This window comes from Picosynechococcus sp. PCC 8807 (assembly GCF_001693295.1).
Taxonomy (GTDB): domain Bacteria; phylum Cyanobacteriota; class Cyanobacteriia; order Cyanobacteriales; family MRBY01; genus MRBY01.
The window spans coordinates 1-21,239 of record NZ_CP016489.1 but is presented as its reverse complement, the minus strand read 5'-3'; the positions used below and the strand labels follow the sequence as shown (position 1 = coordinate 21,239).

General features: G+C 48.3%; 18 protein-coding genes and 1 riboswitch. Of the genes, 11 read left to right on the top strand and 7 right to left on the bottom strand.

Features of this window, described 5'->3' with window-relative positions; genetic code table 11:
* Positions 1 to 95: 95 nt before the first annotated feature.
* Positions 96 to 581, bottom strand: coding sequence for a double zinc ribbon domain-containing protein (locus AWQ24_RS15185; RefSeq protein WP_065717509.1), 486 nt, complete (start codon positions 579 to 581; stop codon positions 96 to 98).
* A gap of 109 nt (positions 582 to 690) precedes the next feature.
* Between AWQ24_RS15185 and AWQ24_RS15180 the strand changes: the two genes are divergently transcribed.
* Positions 691 to 1,584: a tyrosine-type recombinase/integrase gene (locus AWQ24_RS15180; RefSeq protein ID WP_065717508.1), complete on the top strand. Its 894-nt coding sequence runs from the start codon at positions 691 to 693 to the stop codon at positions 1,582 to 1,584.
* A gap of 181 nt (positions 1,585 to 1,765) precedes the next feature.
* On the opposite strand, the gene AWQ24_RS15175 is transcribed toward AWQ24_RS15180, so the two are convergent.
* A complete protein-coding gene (locus tag AWQ24_RS15175; RefSeq protein WP_065717507.1) occupies positions 1,766 to 2,560 on the bottom strand; it encodes a hypothetical protein in 795 nt (264 codons plus the stop codon).
* Between the two features lie 340 nt (positions 2,561 to 2,900).
* A riboswitch (cyclic di-AMP (ydaO/yuaA leader) is annotated at positions 2,901 to 3,064 on the top strand.
* A gap of 97 nt (positions 3,065 to 3,161) precedes the next feature.
* Between AWQ24_RS15175 and ntrB the strand changes: the two genes are divergently transcribed.
* Genes ntrB through AWQ24_RS15155 form a run of 4 tightly spaced genes read left to right on the top strand, consistent with a single transcriptional unit; the run spans position 3,162 to position 6,891 of the window.
* Positions 3,162 to 4,001: a nitrate ABC transporter permease gene (ntrB, locus tag AWQ24_RS15170; RefSeq protein WP_157096900.1), complete on the top strand. Its 840-nt coding sequence runs from the start codon at positions 3,162 to 3,164 to the stop codon at positions 3,999 to 4,001.
* A gap of 13 nt (positions 4,002 to 4,014) precedes the next feature.
* Positions 4,015 to 5,412, top strand: a complete 1,398-nt coding sequence (locus tag AWQ24_RS15165; RefSeq protein WP_065717506.1) for a CmpA/NrtA family ABC transporter substrate-binding protein — start codon at positions 4,015 to 4,017, stop codon at positions 5,410 to 5,412.
* Positions 5,413 to 5,442: 30 nt separating this feature from the next.
* Positions 5,443 to 6,267 carry an ABC transporter ATP-binding protein gene (locus AWQ24_RS15160; protein WP_012305491.1) on the top strand — a complete coding sequence of 275 codons (825 nt, stop codon included), beginning with the start codon at positions 5,443 to 5,445 and terminating at the stop codon, positions 6,265 to 6,267.
* A 30-nt stretch (positions 6,268 to 6,297) separates the two neighbouring features.
* On the top strand, positions 6,298 to 6,891 hold the full coding sequence (locus AWQ24_RS15155) for an exopolysaccharide biosynthesis protein (protein ID WP_012305490.1): 594 nt from the start codon (positions 6,298 to 6,300) through the stop codon (positions 6,889 to 6,891).
* A gap of 20 nt (positions 6,892 to 6,911) precedes the next feature.
* On the opposite strand, the gene AWQ24_RS15150 is transcribed toward AWQ24_RS15155, so the two are convergent.
* The gene (locus AWQ24_RS15150; RefSeq protein ID WP_065717505.1) at positions 6,912 to 9,836 is read right to left on the bottom strand and encodes a cation-transporting P-type ATPase; all 2,925 of its coding nucleotides are present in this window, start codon (positions 9,834 to 9,836) and stop codon (positions 6,912 to 6,914) included.
* A 594-nt stretch (positions 9,837 to 10,430) separates the two neighbouring features.
* Between AWQ24_RS15150 and AWQ24_RS15145 the strand changes: the two genes are divergently transcribed.
* Together AWQ24_RS15145 and AWQ24_RS15140 are read left to right on the top strand one after the other, a co-directional pair.
* Entirely contained in the window at positions 10,431 to 12,161 is a 1,731-nt protein-coding gene (locus tag AWQ24_RS15145) for an iron uptake porin (RefSeq protein WP_157096899.1), read from the top strand.
* A gap of 35 nt (positions 12,162 to 12,196) precedes the next feature.
* On the top strand, positions 12,197 to 12,991 hold the full coding sequence (locus AWQ24_RS15140; RefSeq protein ID WP_065717504.1) for a nitrate ABC transporter ATP-binding protein: 795 nt from the start codon (positions 12,197 to 12,199) through the stop codon (positions 12,989 to 12,991).
* Between the two features lie 438 nt (positions 12,992 to 13,429).
* Here the strand turns inward: AWQ24_RS15140 and AWQ24_RS15980 are convergent, their stop codons facing one another.
* Positions 13,430 to 13,693 (bottom strand): Mo-dependent nitrogenase C-terminal domain-containing protein, encoded by a 264-nt coding sequence (locus tag AWQ24_RS15980; protein ID WP_071932336.1) that lies wholly within the window; start codon positions 13,691 to 13,693, stop codon positions 13,430 to 13,432.
* A 277-nt stretch (positions 13,694 to 13,970) separates the two neighbouring features.
* Here AWQ24_RS15980 and AWQ24_RS15135 point away from each other — a divergent pair, with 277 nt between their 5' ends.
* From AWQ24_RS15135 to AWQ24_RS15120, 4 genes are all read left to right on the top strand, one after another.
* On the top strand, positions 13,971 to 14,603 hold the full coding sequence (locus AWQ24_RS15135; protein WP_065717503.1) for a hypothetical protein: 633 nt from the start codon (positions 13,971 to 13,973) through the stop codon (positions 14,601 to 14,603).
* Positions 14,604 to 15,502: 899 nt separating this feature from the next.
* On the top strand, positions 15,503 to 15,787 hold the full coding sequence (locus AWQ24_RS15130) for a DUF427 domain-containing protein (RefSeq protein ID WP_062437105.1): 285 nt from the start codon (positions 15,503 to 15,505) through the stop codon (positions 15,785 to 15,787).
* 75 nt (positions 15,788 to 15,862) lie between these two features.
* Positions 15,863 to 18,661 carry an NACHT domain-containing protein gene (locus AWQ24_RS15125; RefSeq protein WP_065717502.1) on the top strand — a complete coding sequence of 933 codons (2,799 nt, stop codon included), beginning with the start codon at positions 15,863 to 15,865 and terminating at the stop codon, positions 18,659 to 18,661.
* A gap of 10 nt (positions 18,662 to 18,671) precedes the next feature.
* Positions 18,672 to 19,226, top strand: a complete 555-nt coding sequence (locus tag AWQ24_RS15120) for a 2'-5' RNA ligase family protein (protein ID WP_065717501.1) — start codon at positions 18,672 to 18,674, stop codon at positions 19,224 to 19,226.
* On the opposite strand, the gene AWQ24_RS15115 is transcribed toward AWQ24_RS15120, so the two are convergent.
* From AWQ24_RS15115 to AWQ24_RS15105, 3 genes are all read right to left on the bottom strand, one after another.
* The gene (locus AWQ24_RS15115) at positions 19,223 to 19,798 is read right to left on the bottom strand and encodes a nucleoside deaminase (RefSeq protein WP_065717500.1); all 576 of its coding nucleotides are present in this window, start codon (positions 19,796 to 19,798) and stop codon (positions 19,223 to 19,225) included. The genes AWQ24_RS15120 and AWQ24_RS15115 overlap by 4 nt on opposite strands.
* Before the next feature lie 98 nt (positions 19,799 to 19,896).
* Complete coding sequence (locus AWQ24_RS15110) at positions 19,897 to 20,652, bottom strand: ParB/RepB/Spo0J family partition protein (protein ID WP_065717499.1); 756 nt, start codon at positions 20,650 to 20,652, stop codon at positions 19,897 to 19,899.
* Positions 20,652 to 21,239: a ParA family protein gene (locus AWQ24_RS15105; protein ID WP_030008008.1), complete on the bottom strand. Its 588-nt coding sequence runs from the start codon at positions 21,237 to 21,239 to the stop codon at positions 20,652 to 20,654. Before AWQ24_RS15105 ends, AWQ24_RS15110 begins: the two co-directional genes overlap by 1 nt.

The window sequence follows — 21,239 nt, the reverse complement described above, 5'->3', positions numbered from 1 at the left end:
GATGAATGTGAAGTTTATGCTTCCCTCACAGAGGCGATCGCCCGCCTAGAGCAAAAAGTTGCCTACTACCGCGACGAAGCATAACCCATTGCTGGTCACGCCTGGGAAGCAGGGCGATTGACTGAACTTTTATAAGGTTTACCACAATAGGGACAAAAACGATGTTTTAAAGAAGTGATTGGCTGTTGGCAACCCTGACAGCGACTCTGCAACTTCGTCCCGCAAGCAAAACAATACTGTGCCCGTAAGACCAACCATAATGGATCCGGTGCTGACCCTGGCGTCCAACATTGGGGACAAAACCGCAACGCCTGTTGCTTCTCCACCGCCACCGCAATGCCGCGACTTAAAGCCTCTAAATATTCCTCCGGCACCTGGAGCGCATAGGCCAATCCCCGTTGCGTGCGCTGATTAAGTTGCACTGTTTGACCCCGTTCCACCTTCCCATAACTCTGGGGATGAATTTCTGCCTTTAAAGCCACTTCCCTTTGGGTGAGCCCTAACCGTCGCCGTTGACGCTGAACATAATCTCCCAAAGACTCGTTAGATTGCGGTGTTATTAGCGCTTCTAATTTATCCATAATCCTTTACTTTTTTATATCAACTAGCATTTATCTAAATATTTTTAATGTGCTACTTTTAACCTACTTTATTTTTCTACCATAGAGTTTAGCTTTAAGACCAGAGATAATGCCCACCCTTGCCACCGTCGCCACAGAGTTTTTAGAACGACCAGGACTGGCCCCCAGCACGGTGCGTTCCTACACAACGGCCCTGCTCCCCCTGCTAGCAGACTATGGTGCTTGGCCCATTACCCACCTCGACCGCAAAACCCTACAGGATTACCTCCAACAGTTAGAACACCTCAGCTACACCACCCACCGTCGCCACCAAGCGATTCTCCAATCCCTACTGAACTTTGCCGTTGAGCAGCAGTATTTAGTGACTAATCCCCTGGCCCGCCTGCCCCAACGCAAACCTAATCCAAACAAAGGTGAACACCACAGCGACCAGACCATCCGTTACCTGACCCCAGAGCAACTCCAAGTCCTCTACCAAGCCAGCGCCCAGCAGCCTCGTCTCCATTGCCTCGTGCGCTTACTCCACCGCACCGGGGCCCGCATTGCCGAATTATTGTCCCTGGACTATGACCAAGTGGATTTACAGGAACGCCGCTTCCAGGTCATTGGTAAAGGCAACAAACAGCGCTGGTGTTTCTACAGCCCAGATGTCGATGAAAGCCTGGGGATTTATTTAAAGTACTACCGCCACCCAGAGCATCCAGCCCTATTTACTGCCCAACAACCCTTAACAAAAGCCGTTAGTCGCCTCAGTTATCGCACCGCCTACAGTGATTGGCGCACCATGACCCAACGAGAACCCCAACTCCAGGGCCTCCGGTTCCATGATCTACGCCATACCTTTGCCACCGAGCGGGTCGGGTTGATGGGCATCGAAACCCTGAGAGCCCTCATGGGTCATGAAAATATCCAGACAACTTTACGCTACCAAAAGGTGACATCCCAGAGAGCTGAGACGATTGCCAAACAAGCATTAGCAACGCTTACTCAAGACTCAAACTAACCATTAACAACAAACTAAATAATAAAGGAGCAATATTGAGTCACAAACGCTTAATTAAACTTTAAAGATAAAGAGTATGTTATATACTCTTTGATAAACACCCGTGACCTTAATTCCCCCAGGCGATCGCCAACGCCATTGATGCTTACGGGAGATTAGAAAACCTGAAAATTAGTTACTTTCATTTTTGCGACGTAGGATAAATCGAGAGGCGCTGGGGAAACCAAAGAATCACACCACATAAACCTGCTAAACCGAGAGCAGCAGCGATCGCCACTAGGGGAATAATTCCCTGACTCCAATTTTTGACAGCGATCGCCACCCAAGCCCAGACAAACACACCGCCATAGACGACATCTCGATGTTTCATTGTCACGGCGATCGCCAAGAGAATCCCCACAATCAACAAACTAACTGTCCAGAAGGCTGCCCCTAAGCCCCAGCCCTGCCAACCCAGGTAATCTAAAACGCAGGCCCCGTTCACGATCGTCGCCACCGTAATCCAAGCACAATAAAGCGAGACCGGCATTTGCATAAACCACTTCACTTTTTTGGGCAATGGCTTTGGCCCACTCGCGAACCGTTGATAGAGCAAGACCAAAGGCAACAACACGAGGGCAATTAACCCCAAAGACAAGACAAAGCGCTGGTATTGAAAGGCAATAACCCACAAAATTTGCGCCAAGCTACTCCAAGCGAGGGCATAACCCAATTTGCGGGCGTGGGGTTTTTGTTTCTGGCTGGGTAAAGCTTGGTAAATGGCCAGGGAAATCAAACCGAGATAGATCAAGCCCCAAATAGAAAAGGCATAACCGGCGGGCACAATGGGCACTGCGGCAAAGTATTGATCAGAAATCTCGGCAATGGTTAAACCGTCCAGGGGCTCAATATTTGCCAAGATATTAGTCACAAAGGCCGCGGCGATCGCCACAAGATTTAGGAACTGGCGGCGGGTATCACGGTCGAAATTTAACATGGAATCTATAATCGTCGGTCTCAACAATTTAACTTCACTCTGATCGTAAACAATTTTTACGCGAGGTTGGCTATTTCTAAACTATATTCCCCATGATTTATTTCTGAAACTAAATCATCGATTGTCTAAATTATTACTACCAAAAAAATTACAGCAACTAAAAAATTGGGATTTTTTCTATTTTTAGAATATTATTTTTGATTGATAATTTCACTAAACTTTTTTCAGAAACAAACAAGAGAAAATATTTATCAAATATCCGATAACATTGATATTTTTTGGGGGTGGTCAATGTGTTAGTTTACAAATCCATTAAAAAAATGCTAGCTTATAGGCCAACTGAGTAAGTCAGCTTAGTTCAAGGTTACGAAGCCTTGAAGCGGGGGAACCACCCGTCAACCCAACCGGGAAGACACCGGGGCTTATTTTCTGAGATATGCAGAAAAGGGACATCTTCCAGTCCTAGCCCGTCAGCTAACCTCGTCAGCATCGGAAGAAGACTGAAGCACGGCGATCGCACCGTAAATCAGAATTCCCACACAACGACTGTCAGTTACCAATCACTTCCCTCTATTTACTGCGAAAGGGTAGGTAATTTTGCATGGTTTTATTATCAAGTTTGGCCCGTGGGGCCAGAAAGTTTTTGGTACCGTCTTTTTGGCAAGGGAGTCTCCATAAAGAAGCTTGGCTACCCCTCTATGGTTTTGGGGGATTGTTACTGTTCTGGTGGGCGATCGCCTTAGTGCGGGGCGAAATGATGCCGACGCCCCTAGAAGCATTGGTCAATAACCTGGATTTTATTCTGCATCCCTTTTATCGGCGTGGCCCTGGAGATTTGGGTTTAGGTTGGTTGCTTCTGGCCAGTTTGCGCCGGGTAATTATTGGTTTTATTTTGGGGGCTTTGGTGGCGATCCCAGTGGGAATCTGGATTGGCCTCTCCCGTAATGCCTGGCTCGCGATTAACCCGATTATTCAAATTCTCAAACCTGTATCGCCCTTAGTTTGGCTACCGATCGCCTTGTCGATTTTTAATGGAGCAGAACCCTCGGCGATTTTTGTCATTTTTATCACCTCCCTCTGGTCAACGATTATCAACACCGCAGAAGGTGTGGCCCAAGTACCGAGGGATTATCTCGAAGTGGCGCGAATGTTAGAAATGCCCCGCTGGAAACAACTATGGCGGGTTATTTTGCCAGCGAGTTTACCCTACATTTTTACGGGATTGCGGATCAGCATGGGGGTCGCTTGGCTCGTCATTGTCGCGGTGGAAATGCTCACCGGGGGCATTGGCATTGGTTTTTTTGTGTGGGACGAATGGAACCGCCTCAATGTGAGTTCGGTATTTTTGGCGGTCTTTGTCATCGGCATCACAGGCTTGATCCTAGATTCGGCCCTCGCTTATCTGCAAACGGCGATTACCCATCGTCCGGCCCAGCATTAGGAGCATCACTGCAATGAATAAAATAAGTAGACGCTCCTTTGTATTTGGGATGGGGGCAACGGCTTCGGCATTAGTTTATGGTGCTTGTACTGCCCCAACGGGTAAAAAGATTCAGGGTCGTTTGCCCCATGCTTTAGCGGTTGAGCCCTTGGTACGGCCAGAAAGTTTGGAAAAGCCGAATTTAACGGTGGGCTTTGTGCCAGTGAATGATTGTGCGCCCTTGGCGATCGCCTACAGAAAAGGTTTTTTTCAGAAATACGGTTTGAATGTCCAACTCAGTCGCGAAGCCAGTTGGGCCAATGCCCGTGATGGGTTGATCTTCGGTCGGTTAGATGCGTCGCCGGTGGTTTCTGGGGCAGTGACCAATGCGCGAATTGGTGCCGAAGGAGCTAGGGCTTTTCCGTTGGTGGCCGCGATGACCCTCCACCGCCATGGCAATGCTTTAACCATGAACCGACAGCTTTGGGAGGCTGGCATAAAACCATGGCCAGATTACCAAGGTGATTTAGCTAAATTTGGCCGAGATCTCCGCAATTTTTGGCAAAAATCTCCCCTTGATGACCGCGCTTGGGGGATTCCCTTAAGTTCTTCAATTTATGAATATTTTGCCCGTTATTTAGTCGCCGCCATTGGCCTTGATCCGATGCGGGAATTACGGTTAGTGATTACGCCGCCGCCCCAGATGGTGAGCAATATGCGGATCGGGGCGATGCAAGCTTACATGGTGGCAGAACCTTGGAATACTAGGGCGATCGCCAAAAATGAAGGCATTGGGTTTACGTTCATTCAAGGGCGAGATGTGTGGCGGGGCCATCCGGATCGGGTGCTGGCAGTGGCAGAATCTTTCATTGAACAATACCCCAAAACCTACCGCTCCCTCGTCAAAGCCTTAATCGAAGCCTGTCAGTACTGTGGCGATCCGAGTCATCGGCAAGAAGTGGCAAGCATTATTGCTGAACGGGCCTTTACGGGGGCCAATGTGAACTATACTCGTCCGGCCATCGTCGGGGATTACGACTACGGTGGTTTTGATGCCCAGCAACGGCTAGAGAGCAGTTTAGATACGACGACCTTTTTTGAGCTGCACCCCGAAACTTCGACAATTCCCCATGATCATTCCACGTTTCTCTGGCAGTCCCAGGGGATTTGGTTAATGACCCAAGCAGCCCGCTGGGGCCAAATTGAAACATTGCCAACCGATCTAGAGGCGATCGCCAAGCGAGCCTGGCGCACCGATCTTTACCGGGACATTGCCGCCGAAATGGGGATTACCAGTCCCAGCGAAGATAACAAGGTAGAACCAGCCAGCGCCTTTATCGACCAAAAAGCCTTCGACCCAAGCGACCCAGTCGGTTACCTCAATAGTTTTGAACTGCGGGCCAACCGTCCCCAAATCTATCCCGTTAGCTAAACCCCATTACAAAATTAGCATCCCAAATCTATGACTAGACCCCAATCTTTCCCCTCCCCTGCCGCCATGGAATCTCCCAACGATACTTTTCTAGCCATTGAACATATTCACAAACAATATCCCAAGGCCGATGGAAGCCAGTTTGTTGTCCTCGAAGATATCAATCTCACCATTGGCGCCCAGGAATATGTTTCTGTCATTGGCCATTCTGGTTGCGGTAAATCGACCCTGCTGCGGATCGTTGCGGGTTTAGAAAAACCCAGCGCCGGCCATGTCACCCTAGAGGGGAAACTGATTCGCCGCCCCGGTGCTGACCGGATGATGGTTTTCCAAGGCTACGCACTCTTACCCTGGTTAACGGTCCGGGACAATATCCGCCTAGCTGTGGATGAAGTTCACAAGCATCTTTCTAAAGGCGATCGCCGCCACCTTGTTAACGAACATATCCACATGGTCAATCTCACCGCCGCCGCCGACAAATATCCCCACGAACTTTCCGGTGGCATGAAACAGCGGGTAGGGGTTGCGAGAGCTTTAGCGACTCGGCCAAAAATGCTCCTCCTCGATGAACCCTTTGGTGCCCTCGATGCCCTGACCCGACCGAAACTGCAAACCCAAGTCCTCGACATTTGGGAAAACCACCGCCAGGCCGTGATGATGATTACCCATGACGTTGACGAAGCCCTGTTTATGTCTGACAAAATCGTGATGCTGACCAATGGCCCCCAGGCTACAATTGGGCAAGTTTTAACGGTGGATCTCCCTCGACCCCGACATATCCACGAACTGCGGGAAACTCAGAAATACTATGATCTGCGCAATGAAGCCCTGGATTTTCTCGAACGCTATCAGTAAATAAGCCGTTTTTTGGCTCGCCCAGTCAGCATGAAAAAACTTTCTGAAAAACTACACCACTATTTTTTTGAGGAGGAACGTCCGGAAAAGGTGAGCCTAGCCAATGTTTTTGCCCTCACCGAGGAAAGATTATTTGGTTTTCCCCTGGCGCTCATTGCTTTTTTGAGTATTTTTGCAATTCCTGGCACCTCCTTTATTTTTGGCATGGCGATGCTGTCGATCACCCTGCAACTATGTCTGGGGCAGTCTAAACCTTGGGTGCCCCGCAAAGTTCTCCAAACGTCCTTTTCCCTACCGCAAATTCAGCGGTTTATGGGTTATCTAATTCCCTGGTTAAAAAGGGTCGAGAAAATCACGAAACCCCGTCTGACACCCATTTGTCACAGTCTGCCGGGACGAATTATTTTGGGAATTATTTTGTCGGCCATGGCCTTATTGGTGGTTTTACCGATTCCTGGGGCGAATACGGTGCCGGCGATCGCCATTTTTTTTGCGGCCCTCGGCCTCCAGGAAGATGATGGGGTTTTAAGCTTGCTCGGCATGGCGATCGCCTTGGTTTTTCTTGGGGTGATCATTGGCCTGCTGTGGACGGGGAGCAATCTTTTTCAAGTCATTTTTCGATAAAATTGCCCCCGGCATCAGCATCAACGCGGGGTAAAAAATACTTTGCGTAGCTCATCGATACCCAAGATTAGCGGCGGGCAAATAATTAACAAAAGCCACTGCCAAGGAGCGAGGGGGGCGGTCTGGAAAATATTCTGAAAAAACGCACTTTTGGTAATCATAATCACCAACATCCACTCGGTGGCAATACCTACCCAAATTAATGGATTGGAAAAAAATCCCAGGCGAAAAATCGAGACATTTTCAGAGCGACAGGCAAAGACATTACCATCTTGGCAGGCGACAATCACGGCAAGGGTCATGGTAGTAGCCTGGGCATAGATGGCAGTGGTAGCCGCATCAGCACTGTGCTGCAAAAGGTTAGGGGTAATGGCCTGGAGATCAGCCAGACTATAGCCATAGCTCCACCAGACAATGAAAAAGCCAACCATACCTAAAGCAGCTTCAATGAGGCCCAAAAAACAGTAGGCACGAAAAAAGAGCGATCGCCCAAGGAGATTTTGGGATTTCTTACGGGGGGGTTGGGTCATAATGCCCACTTCTGCTGCTTCGGTGCCCAATGCCAAAGCCGGGATCATATCCGTGCCCAAATCCACCGCTAAAATTTGCATAATGACCAAAGCTGGGGGAATTTTGAGGGCCACCATCAACAGAAAAGGCACCACCTCCGCGACATTAGAAGCCAAGATATAGGTGATAAATTTGCGGATATTTTGGTAAACGGCGCGGCCCTGTTCTACAGCGCTAATGATCGTCGCAAAGTTGTCATCGGTGAGGACGATATCCGCCGCTTCCCTGGCGACATCGGTACCATTTAACCCCATGGCAATACCAATGTGGGCCGCCCGCAAGGCCGGGGCATCGTTCACGCCATCCCCAGTTACCGCCACCACTTCTCCAATGTCTTTATAGGCTTGTACCAGGCGTAACTTTTGTTCGGGAGACATGCGCGCAAATACGAGACCTGACCGATATTTCAGAATTTGCCGCAGTTGAGCATCGGATAGGTGGCCCATGCCTTCCCCGGTGACGACCCGCACCTGCTGATTAACAATGCCAATTTGTTGGGCGATCGCCTGGGCCGTGAGGCCATAGTCCCCCGTCACCATCGTCACCTTAATGCCAGCGGTATGACATTGGGCGATCGCCTGCTTCACCTCCGGCCGGGGCGGATCAAACATCGCAATTAAACCAATAAAAATCAAATCCCGCTCAAGATCCTGGGCGCGCAGATTAACCAAATCCCGTTGCCCTCGTCGCGCCGCCACCCCCAACACCCGAAACCCCTGGGCTGCAAGACGATCATTGGCTTGTACCACTTCTTCCCACTGTTCATGGCCCAAAGTTTGGATCGCCCCATTGCGCAACACCGCCTGACAATGGCGCAATACCTCCAGCGGTGCCCCTTTTGTAAAGGCCATACAGGGCAGTTCGCTCTGCCAAATATCTGACTCCTGCCAATCTAAGACCACAGTCATCAGTCGCCGGCGAGAATCAAAGGGAATCTCCCGTAACCGGGGATATTGTTGTTGTAAGTGTTCAATATTTAAGCCGGCCTTAACCGCAACGACGATCAAAGCAGCTTCGGTGGGATCGCCAATTTCCTGCCAGCGGCTCGGTGTGTCGAGGTGGATGAGTTGGGCATTAGAACAAAGGGCAGCCCCCGTCAATAGCAGGTCAATTTTCCAGCGGGCGGTGAAGTCTCCGGCTAAATTCACGGTGCCCGATCCAGGGTCATAACCGGCACCAGTGACTTCGATTAAAAAGGGTTGAATTTCTCCGGGTTGGCCGTGATTAGGGGTTTGTAGAGGCGGTTGAACAGGCAATTCTGCTTCGGTTAACCAGGGCAACCAGAGGTAATGGACGGTCATTTCATTTTTCGTGAGGGTACCCGTTTTATCCGTGCAGATCACCGTGGTGGCGCTGAGGGTTTCCACCGCAGAAAGACGGCGCACCAGGGCATTTTTGCGCACCATCCGCCGGACACCCATGGCAAGGGCGAGGGTAACAGTCGGCAGCAATCCTTCTGGCACGAGGGCAACGATAATGCCAATGGCAAAGACGAAACTTTCCCGCAGTTCCATCCCCACTAAAAATTCCGTCAACAGAAAAACAATCACGCCCATCGTCAAGGCGATCGCCGTAATAACGCGGACAATCTTACCCACCTGAATTTCGAGGCTACTGGGTTCCCGTTTCACATTGGTTGTTAGATGGGCCACATGACCAAATTCCGTTTGGGCACCGGTGCCATAGACCACTGCCACCCCCCGCCCCGACGAAACTGTCGCCCCCGCCAAGAGTAAATTGGCAATTTCTGCAGGATTTGTTTTTTCTCGGGTTGGTTGTTCTCCCCGGCGGAGGGGCTGGCCATCACGCACAGACGCCGTTTCTCGCACCCGTACCGGATAGGCATTCCGCGCCACAGGCAATGATTCCCCCGTCATCACCGAAAGATCAAGATATAAACTTTCCGAAGCGACCAACCGCGCATCCGCAGAAAGGCGATCGCCTTCTTCCAGTTGCATCACATCTCCCGGTACCAGTTCCACCGCCGGAATCGATTGGAGCGCACCATCTCGGTACACTTTCACCTGTGCGGGCAACACCTTTTTCAAAGCTGCTAGGGATTTTTCTGCCTGGAATTCCTGCCAAAAGCTAAAAATGCCATTCACCCAGATCACGGCCCAAATCGCCCAACCCAGTTCCGGCGTCCCCGACACAAACGCCAAAATTCCCGCCACCCAGAGTAACAGGGCCATAAAGTGAGTGACTTGATCTAAAAAACGCAACCATAGGGGCCGTTGGGGCGGTTCCGGTAGCGCATTTGGCCCAAACTTTTCTAAACGTTGTTGTGCTACTTGGGCCGATAAGCCGTCAGGTTGAGATTCCAGGACAGCATAAACATCTTCCGGAACAAATGTCCAAATATGATTTGGTTCCATCACTGTGACCCATCACAACACATAATTCATTTGATGCTGTCACAACCCACGCCAAAACAAACCAATCTCCCCATAAGGATCAACGATTCTTTACATCATCATCTACTGGCATGACTTGCTCACATCACAGCATAAACATTGCAGTTGCCATAGCCACAATCCCAGAAAAAATTCACGATGCAGTACCCGAAAGCATTTTTTGAACCAATTTTAGATAAGTTTTAGTTATTCTTTTGTCCAGAAAGACTCAAGCCCAGCTTATTTACATGTCATGGTCTTAGGACTATATTAAATCTCACATTCATAGTCGAAAGACTATCAATAGGCCAAGTTTAAGGGCAATGTCCTTGGGGATTCTGCCCTTTCTCTCTCGCAGTTTCCCGTCACTGATCCTTCGATCAATCGAGTACAGTACCTAGTCAAAGTAAACACAAATATATGAATCAATACAGTCGTCGTAAATTTTTGATCATCACTGGCATGGCAGCTTACCCATATTTTCTTTGTAGTAATTAGAGTTTTAGCACAGAAACAATTGGAACTTTCTTGGGCATTTTAAACAGTTTTATATTTATCGAGGAGGAATCTACTGTTATGAGACAACAGCAACTTTTTTGGCTGACTACTTTGATCGTTGGGGGCAATATTTTTCAGGCTGCTCCGCCACTACAGGCCCAGGAAATTAATTCGGAAACATCGCTGAGTTCACCAACACTACAGGAGACTCGTTATCTAGCCTCGGCCTCCATGGGACAAATGGCCTCAGTATCGAGATTACGGGACGTGAAGCCGACGGATTGGGCCTATGAAGCCCTACAAAGTCTAGTGGAACGGTATGGTTGCATTGTTGGTTATCCGGATCAAACATTCCGTGGCGATCGCCCCCTGAGCCGTTATGAATTTGCCGCCGGACTAAATGCTTGCCTCAATACCCTAGAACGGCAGATTCAAGGTAATAATGCCGATGTATCCTCTAGCGATCTCGCGACCCTCCGGCGATTGACCAACGAGTTTCAGGCAGAATTAGCTACCCTCGGCGCAAGGGTTGATGATCTCGAAGCCCGCACCAGTGAACTCGAAAACCAACAATTTTCAACGACCACAAAACTGAATGGGGAAGCTATTTTCTCTATCAGTGGGGCAACGGGTGGCGAACCAGAGGGCAACGATGCTCAGATTACCTTTAATAATCGTCTGCGGCTGAATTTGACCACCAGTTTTACCGGCAAAGATGCTCTAATCACCGGTTTGCAAGCCTATAATTTCACGGCAAGTAAAGGCATTACAGGTACCGGTAGCGTCGCTGAAACCCTCTTCCCGAATGATGCCTCTATTCTCGGAGAAGGAATGACTAGCCTCGCTTGGGAACCGCAATTTGCTGGGTTTAATCCGCAAAATCTTGAACCCAGTTGCGGTAACAACAGCCTTTGTCTGTACAAGTTGCTCTACGTTGCGCCAATCACAGATAAGTTGACGGCATTTATCGGCCCGAAGGCGGAAGTCACCGATGCATTTCCGGCAATTCTTCCCTTTGCCAGTGAGGGCCAAGGAGCACTTTCTCGGTTTGCAACTTTAAATCCGGTGTTGCGGATGTCTGGCGGCACAAGTGGCACGGGACTTGCTTCCGCAGCGGGCTTTATCTATAAACCCAATGATGTCATCGATTGGCGGGCACTCTATGGATCCGTCAATGCGGCAATCCCTGGTAATGAAGGTTTTCCGGGGACACCGTTGGGGACTGGCTTGTTCAATGGCAGTTTTATCGCTGCGACACAACTGACCCTTTACCCCAATGACAAACTTGATTTGGGTTTGAACTATGCCTATAGCTACCACCAGATCAACATTGCAGGTACGAGTTTAACGGGGGCTGAGACACGAATTTTGGGAGATTTGCCGCTGACCACCCCGGTGCAATTTAACTCCTTTGGGGCAACGGTGAATTGGCGTGTTAGTCCGAAGGTTAATCTGACGGGTTATGGGGCATACATTATGACGGATCAAGCGGGGAGTGGCTCTGCCTATACGAATCTGAGCAGTTGGATGGCGGGGCTATATTTTCCAGATGCCTTTGCTAAGGGGAACGCGGCAGGGATTTTATTTGGTCAACCGCTCTATCGGGTGGATGCAGGCAATGGGGCGAGTTTAAGTCCGGCAAATATTGGCGATCGCCAAACCCCCTACCAATTGGAAGCCTTTTATCGCCATCAAATCAATGATCACATCAGCATTACACCAGGGGCATTTGTAATTTTCAATCCGGAAGGGGATGCCCAAAATGAGACAACCAGCGTCTTTGCTTTGCGTACGACTTATACCTTCTAGAACTAATTGATCACCATTTTGCTTGGTAAAAACTTATGAGTGTTTTTGTTGCGGCTGATAGTATTGACAAGGTGTTTCCCTTGTCGGGGGGTGATGAATATGTGGCCCTCAAGGGGATTGATCTCGAAATTAAAAAAGGGGAATTTATTTCCCTAATCGGTCACTTTGGTTGTGGGAAATCAGCGCTCTTGAATATGATTGCGGGTTTAGATTTACCCACGGAAGGGATTGTTACCCTCGAAGGACAACGGGTGAAGCAACCGGGCCCGGATAAAATGGTAATCTTTCAGAACTATTCACTGCTGCCTTGGTTGACGGTATATCAGAATATTGCTCTGGCTGTCGGTGAGGTGATGAAGGGAGTTTCGGCCCAGGAACGACGCGCCCTCGTCGAGGAACACATTTATCTGGTCGGCCTGCGCCATGCTGTGGATAAATTACCAAAAGAATTGTCTGGGGGAATGAAACAGCGGGTGTCCATCTCGCGAGCCTTAGCAATTCCTCCTGAAGTCTTGATTCTCGATGAACCCTTCGGCGCGTTAGATGCGATCACCAAAGAAGAATTACAAGAGGAGTTGCTGCAAATTTGGAACGACCACCGTTGCACCGTCTTGATGATTACCCACGACATCGACGAAGCCCTCTTTTTGTGCGATCGCCTTGTGATGATGACCAACGGCCCCCACGCCAAAATTGGTGAAATTCTGACCATTCCTTTCTCCCGTCCCCGCGATCGCGACCGAATTATGGAAGACCCCGAATATTACGAATTGCGGAATTACGCCCTCGACTTTCTCTACAATCGGTTTGCCCATGACAAAGCGGCGTAGTCATTCGTTTTTCAAAAGTTTCCTCCATCGAGCTGTATCTGTTTTAATCTAGACAATTAGGACAGATTTTTTTCTTTTTAAAATTATCAAGCCATAAAAAACGATAGATGATTAATCTATCGCATCTCGTGGATTTTTTGAATGAGTAAATCGAACTAACAATGACTAATCTAATCGATTCCGATAGGCATCATGAGTGCTGAATTGATTTCAGAATTCGTTGGTTCAGTAGTAACCTCTGGCATGATTTCTTTAAACATTAATCCCGATAGGAGTCCGAAAGTAATCCCCAAACAGAGGAGCCAAACATGGGATGAATTGATGATACAAATCAAGCGTCGATCGCCACTATAAACCTGAAGAGACCAACCAGAGTTATTTTTTTCTTGTAGTGACTGTGGAAGCCTATGCATGATGGAAGAATTCTTGAACTGTTAATTAACAATAACGGTGGCCATCCTCATGGCAAACATCGGCTAAATAAGAAAGCGCCCGAAACCGTAAACCAATTAACTCTTCATAAAAGGAATTCAGCTTACACAAGGGGGGGATCTCAATTATTACTACACCAAAAAGATTTATCTTTCGTTCACAAGGACAGCGAGTAGGAATAACCCGGCAAATTAGACGTGCTGTGATTGGATTACTAATTTCAATTTGACTGAGATGCTGACACACAGATTGCAGGGGATGATGTTTCATGACCTTAACTCAATGAACAGTTAAACAAATTGATTAACCTATGTAATCTCCTTCTAGAATAAACATAAAAATAAAAGATTGCTCCTGACGGGTTATATGGATATAAATTTTGTTTGATAACTTTTTCTTAACTTTTAAGCATGATAAATTCAGCCAATATAAAAGATCAGCTAAAATTAAGGAAGTATTTTATAAGATATTTGAATTAAATCCAGAAAGACCAAATCCCAAGTCCCATCTCAAGCTGTCACCTTAATATTTTTTACCTCCATGACTCATGTTTCAAACTTTAACCAAAAATAGTGCGGCGATCGCGTTCGTAATTTTAGGTTCCATAGCCGTTATTCCTGGGGCAAGTTCCCAAATTAGTGCTACTCCCTTATTACAAGCCGAAGATTTCCAGGGTTTGGTTTATTACCAAGACCCAAATACGAGGGGAATGCCCATTAATCGCCCTGGTATTTTCATCGGTCTGCCCCAGCAAGGGAGCAATCAAGGGGGTTGGTTGTTGGATATTCCGAGTAATGACGTGTTCGCGCCAAGTTCTTTGGGTGTCAATATTTTTCAATTTGAGCAGCAATATTTTTTATTCTTTGATTCAATCTCTAATTTTGATGATGGCAGAGCTTACAATCGAATCTTAGATGCCATAGAAATTCCCGCTGAGGCAGTTCTATTGCGTTGTTCAGAAAGTATGAATGAAACATCAGAAACCATTGCGTTTTTAAATGCAGAAGAAAGGGCAATTGTTGAAGCGCAATCTCCCAGTGCAATGGATGGAATTCTCGCTGAATTGCAAAACCCGACGATGCTTTATTCAGTTGATTCTCGCCGTTTGTCCATTGAGGCTATTCCTGGGGAGGGTTTTACGTGTAGAAGTTTTTCTCTTATCTATACAACTCTTGAATAATTGACTCTTTTCTTTGATCTAAAAAGACCTCTTCGTTCCAAACATTAAAAAATTTTTTCTAGAAATTTAAACCAAAACTCCCCTCAATCTCCGGTAGCTTGGGGCATTTCAGCATCACTGTAGCTACTTTGAAGGCGATCGCCGCTCTAAAAAACAGCATTATCATAAGTTTTGCTTATATTTTTTCTCGGAATACTAAGGCTGAACCCGTTTACATTTCATTGAATAATAGCTATACTAAGCCTTAAGTCCATAGTTTAAATGCTATTGTCAAACTTATATCACCAACCCTAAAGGCAAAGTTCTATGGGGTTTTGCCTTTTCCCTCAAAATTCCCTTGTCCTCTAACGTCTCAGTCAATTACAGCATTACAAAAAAAACTATGTACCAATACAAGCATTCTGATTTTTTGGTTATTGCGACCCTTAACTGAATGCCCGACTGCGCCCCCAATGCTCGCCACAGTTACCTGACCCATGACAACCGGGTGTCGTCCATAGTTTTTTACAAGTTTCCTCCATCAAGCTATATTCGTCCCGATCTAGGCAATTGGGGCGAATTTTTTTTGTGCTTAAGGCAGAATCCAGAGGCAAACAATAGCAGTTCATCTATTTTATTGCGTGGGTTCTTTGCATTGTGTCAACCTAAAATATAGTGTTTAATTTTATAAATTCCAATAGTATTGTGACTGTTCATTTAATTTTTTGAATTCGTCACTAAGCTGACTATTCCTAGAATAATTTCTGACAGAATTAATCCTGATTAAAGCTTGGCGATCAGACCCACAATTCAAAGCGGCTTGTAAGACTAAGTTGACTTGGTTTTCACCACAGCAGATAGGCGGGTGCGTTAAACTCTAAACGTAATAATTTTACGGCAAAAATTAGGAGATTATATCGATGGCCCAGGCAATTTGGAATGGTGCAGTGGTGGCAGAAAGCGATCGCTGTGAGGTGGTAGAAGGAAACTATTATTTTCCCCCCGATGCCATTAAAACAGAGTACTTTAAGCCGAGTAACACCCACACCACTTGTTCTTGGAAGGGTCAGGCTAGCTATTACACCTTGTCCGTAGCCGGAGAAGAAAATAAGGATGCGGCTTGGTATTACCCAGAACCCAAGGAGAAAGCCGCAAATATTAAAGGTTATGTGGCGTTTTGGCGCGGCGTCAAAGTCGAGTCTTAGGATTTGAAGGGTTAAGGCGATCGCCAATGAGTTGTGGTTGTTTTGGTTGGTGATCCTTATGGGACACTAGAGGGTATGCCAAAGCAAAGTTACGGAAAAATTCCCCAGGGGCGATCGCAAACGCTACTGTTTGGCTTGCTTGATTTCGCGAATGATGCCCTCGATGCAGATGAACGCCAACTAGACCGACTACGGGCGACGATAAAAGTCCATTGGCAATCGCCCAGACGACTGGTGGTGCAGACAAAATTGCGCTATTTGCAAACTTTAACGGCACTCACTACTACGCCTTTAACCGTACCCCAATTGAAAACGGCCCTCAAGGATTTAGAAAGTTTTTTGGGGATTTTAGAGGATCACCGCATGACGATCCGGGGGTCTGATACTTGGCATTTTTCCTTAAATTTCTGGGGCGATCGCTGGGCACGGGCAGAAAATATACAACAGTTTAATCACACTTGGGCCGCGCGTCGCTTGGGGATATCCGAGAAGAAGCAAAATAATTTTCAGGAGAATTCTCAAACGGATCATGACCCAACTCACCCGGACTGGCAAAGCCTGTGTCGGCAAGCGCTGGATACCCACTTAACCAGTAATCCCCTAACGGCGGGGGATGGCATGGCCTTTGAATTAGCGGATTTGTACGTGCCCTTGGGGGTGACTGCCACCCATGCAGAGGAAGATTCTCCCAGCGATGATCCCCAGGATTTTTTGGCGCAATATCGCCATCTCTCCCATAATCGACTGGCGATCATTGGGGAGCCAGGGGCCGGAAAAACGACTTTTTTGCAACAGTTGGCCCTGGCTTTGTCGGCAACCGAAGATCTTCCTGTTTGGATCCCCCTGGCCGATGTGGGGGGGCGATCGCTAGAAAATTATTTGCTTGAAGTTTGGCTAAAGCAGCTTTTTAAGCAATTTACCATCGCGCCAAAAATCCAGACTGAATTTGCTGAACTGATTCAAAACAAACGGGTCTGGTTATTTTTAGATGCCCTTGATGAAATGGGAGATAATCTCAGCCAAGCGTCATTCAAACTCGACCGGGAACTCCAGGGCTGGTTAGGCAATGCTTCCGTCGTTTTGAGTTGTCGCAGTGCGGTGTGGGACACAGGGAAAAATGCCCTCACTGATTTTGTGATCCACCGTTGCCAAGGCTTTAGTGATGATGCCCAGCGTAAACAAGTGCAATGCTTTATCCAAAAATGGTTTCAAGGACAACCTCAACTCGGCGATCGCCTCTATGGTGAACTAAACCGCAGTATCCACAGTCGCATCCGTGGGGTTGCGCGCCAGCCGCTGTATTTGACGTTACTGTGTCGCACCTGGCAGCTCACCCAAGGCAAATTACCGGGGACAAAAGCCATTTTGTATCGCCAGTTTGTGGAAGCTTTCTATGACTGGAAACAAGATACTTTTCCCACGACCCAAACCCAACGCCAGCAACTGAATCAAATTTTGGGGCAGTGCGCTCTCAAGGTGCTCCAAAAAAATCCCGCAAAAGCCCGGTTTCGTCAGGCTGAAATTCAACCGTTTTTCGATGCCGTTGATCCTGATTTTTTTACCCTCGCGCTCCAATTGGGATGGTTAAAGCGGGTCAGTCGCTCTGCAACAACGGGGGAAAATGTCTACGCTTTCCATCATTTAACGTTTCAAGAATACTTTGCGGCAACGGCGATCGCCCACTGGGAGATTTTTATCGACGAAGGCGGCGAATATCCGATATTTTCGTTGGGTTGGCAGGAAACGATTTTGCTGTGGCTGGGACGCGAAGAGATTGCCGCAGGCGAAAAAGAAAATTTTCTGCAAGCGCTTTTGCACTGGCAAGACCATTGTGGTGGTTTCTACGAAGTACGCGCCACCTGTTTTGTTGGCAAAGCTTTAGCCGAATTCCCGGAATTTTCCCAAGGGCAAGCAGTGATCGATCAACTGGTGCAATGGCGCTTTATCACCGCCCAGAGACAACCCAAGTTACCATCGCCCCTAGTTGAGGAGGCAGGCATTGCGCTCTCCAGAAGCGATCGCCAGCGGGTGGTGGTTACCCTCGAGCAATTTTTAGCGACCCATCTCGATGCCTTTGACCGTTGGTTAGCAGCCCATAGCCTCGGCAAAAACCATGATTTCGGCAATCCCACGGCGATCGCCAGCCTCGAAGATCTGCTGACAGAAAACGCAGATCCGAATTTTCAACTTAATCTCTGCCGCAGTTTAGGGGCCATCGCTCCCGATAATGCCCTCGTCATTGCCAGTCTTTCTCGCCTGTTGGCAGCGGATCAAAAAGCAACCATCCGCCGTAAAGCCGCCCTGCGTCTCGGTAAACTCCAGCCCCATCATCCCCAGGCGATCGCCACTTTGTTAGAGCTTGCGGCAACGTCTCCCCAGGCGATCGCCACCCTCCAGGAAATTTGTCCAGATCATCCTTTCGTGCAAACAGATACTGTTAGTCAAACTCTGCCCGCCCGACGGCGCACCGCAAAGCGGATCTCGGAGAGATCGCCCCAGCCTAAATCGTCCCGTGAACAGGCCCTGGCTAGCCAAAGTCTCTTAAAAAAATTGAGTCTAGAAACCAACCTCGATCAACGCACAAGGCTAGTTGCCCGTCTCAGTGGTTATCTGCCTGACCATCCAGAGATTATTCCCAATCTACTCATAGCCCTTCGTCAGGCCCGCCGCAAAAGTACCCTCAAGTTGACCGTTGACACCCTCGGTCAATTAATTGAGACGGAACAATTACCCCTCATTTTGCTCCAGGTGAAACACATTTATCAGACAGTAAACCCCAATTCTCCCAATCGGCGCTACTGTTATAAATTGCTCTGGGACTGGTCAAAAATTTTGCCTTACGAAGTCTTTCAACGGGCTTGGTCATCTTGTTAAATTTATCTCTATGGCCCAATCGTTATTTTTCGTCGCGTTGTTGTTACCGCCCGACCTAGGGGCGATCGCCTCTGGTTGGCAACATTATTGTGTTGAGCGATTCCAAACTAAAAAGGCTCTCAATTCGCCGCCCCACATCACCCTGCAACCGCCCTTTAAGTTTCCAGTCGCAGACATCGATCACCTCGAAAACATTCTCCAAACCTTTACCCAAAGCCAAATTAGTTTCTCGATTCAGTTGACGGGTTTTAATTGCTTTGCGCCGCGCGTGGTTTACATTGATGTCCAACTGACTCCCCAACTCCAAGACTGCCAATCTCAATTAAAAACGGCCTTTGGGACACAGTTAAACATTCAGGATCAACGTTATGGCGATCGCCCTTTTTGTCCCCATGTGACCATCGCTTTTAAAGATTTAAGCCGTACTAATTTTGACCGGGCCTGGGCCTTTTTTCGGGAGCGTTCTCTAAACCATTGTTTTACCGCTGGGGGTTTGAGTTTGCTACAACACAATGGCCGCCATTGGCAAGTTCGGGCAAATTTTCTGTTGCGTCACCTAGCCTAGGCATTATAAATTGGCCCCTGTTGCGCCTGATAAAATTGCAAGACCCCCTGGGCAAAAGCCAGCTCCACTTCTGTTTTCACGATAATGCCGCGCTGTTCAAGGGCCGTTTGCCAATTTGGGGGTTTTGGCCCTTCGTCGAAACCAATGGCCTCCGCATCAACGCCCCTAGCTCCGCTGACTACGCGCTTTAAGCCAGACCAGTGGATTCCCCCCAAACACATCGCACAGGGTTCGGTACTGGTAACCAACTCCAGGGCAGGCAAATTTGCAGTGCTGAAATTGTATTGGTTAAATTTGCGTTGGGCGATCGCCATTGCCACCATCTCCGCGTGGAGCAACGATAAATTTTCGCTAGTCACGAGGTTCACCCCTAGGGCGATCAGTTCCCCGGTTTCGATGTTAAAAATCCCGGCCCCGAAAGGCCCGCCTGTTTTTTGAATAGTATTTTCCCGGGCGGCACCCACCACAAAGCGCATTTTTTGGCGATCGCCTGGGGTCGGTTGATATTGGCTGCTGTATGCCTGCAACCATTGGGGCAAACGAAAACAAATTTCCGACGGTTGATGATACATCGCGCTTTTTACTCCATGTCTTGGGTTAATTTCATTGGGTCTTCGGAAAGTTAAAAAAAAAGGTAGGTGCGCACCTACCTTTTAGAAACATACCTTTTTTAAGAATTCGACGGTGGTAGTTTGCGCAGTTCTCCGAGGAGTTTTTTTAATTGCCCTTGGACTGGCCCCAGGGTTGGATCCTCACTGTCTGCCAGTTGTTTTGACCATTTCTCGACGGTGGCGATCGCCGACTCCGGCGAAAAGGTAGGTGTACGCCTACCTTTTGGGGCAGAATCATTTAAAATGCGCTGAATCCGATCCTCAGAAAGCCGAAAAACCTTAGCCAGTTCCCGTTTCAAGGATTTTTCTCCCGTCTTGGGTCGGCCCCGTAAGCGTTTATAACCAGCAGTTTCTAGCTTTTTTGCCGCCTCCCGAATCTCCGTGACCGTAAAATTTTTCCGTTGGGTATTTTCTTCGATTTCAATTTGCAGGGCATCCACAGCATCCGCCGCCGCGTCAATATCCACCACCCGCACCGGAATTCCTTCGGGAAATAAACTCGCATATTGATCGGGGTGGGCTAGTTTAATTTGATAAAGGGCCTCCCGGCGATGTCCCCCGGCCAGTAGATGACCATGGCGATCCACCGTCAAAGGAGTAATTAAACCCAGCACCAGGATCGAATCGACCAATTCCTGGACGTGTTTATCATTGAGGGGACGGGCATCTCCCCCCGGACGATCCAAAATATCCTCAAACAACAGGAGCTTTAGATTTTGGTTAACTTCATTTTCATAGGCTTTTTCGGCGGTGAATTCTGCCGTCGCCCGTTGGTTGAGTCGATCAAGATTCAGGGTCGCTTTTTTACGGGCCATTAGTTTAGGTACTCCTGGAGCCACAACCAATAATTTTTAATTTCCGTCGCTGCTTTGCCATCCGGATTCCATTCTGTAACAGCACGTCCCTCGGCAACAGAAGCAGGAAAATCGGCACGACTGCGAATCAATGGCCCGACAGGGTAGTAGACGGCGAGCCCCTCGATCAATTCCGTCAAATTGGCCTGGGGATGGGCTTGGTTAATGCAAAAAACCGCTTGGGCTTGGGCCGCCCGGATTGCCGCGAGGGTCGCTCCTAGGGCATCGAGTTCGAGTTGGCCAGGTCGTAACACCACCACACAGAGATCGGCAATTTGGGCAATTTCAATTAAACTCGCTTCGGCACTGGGTTGGGTATCCACAAACAGCCAATCGGTCTGACAACGCTTCAGGGAAACTTGCACGCGACCTGCGGGGACGGTGTGGACTAACGGCGGATCATCGGCGCGGCGATCGCCCCAATCGGCACAACTCGCCTGGGGGTCGGTATCAATGATCGTGGCTGGCCCAGCCACCACAGCCAAATTCATCGTTAATGTAGATTTGCCGACGCCCCCTTTTCGACTAACAATCGCAATTTTTTTCAT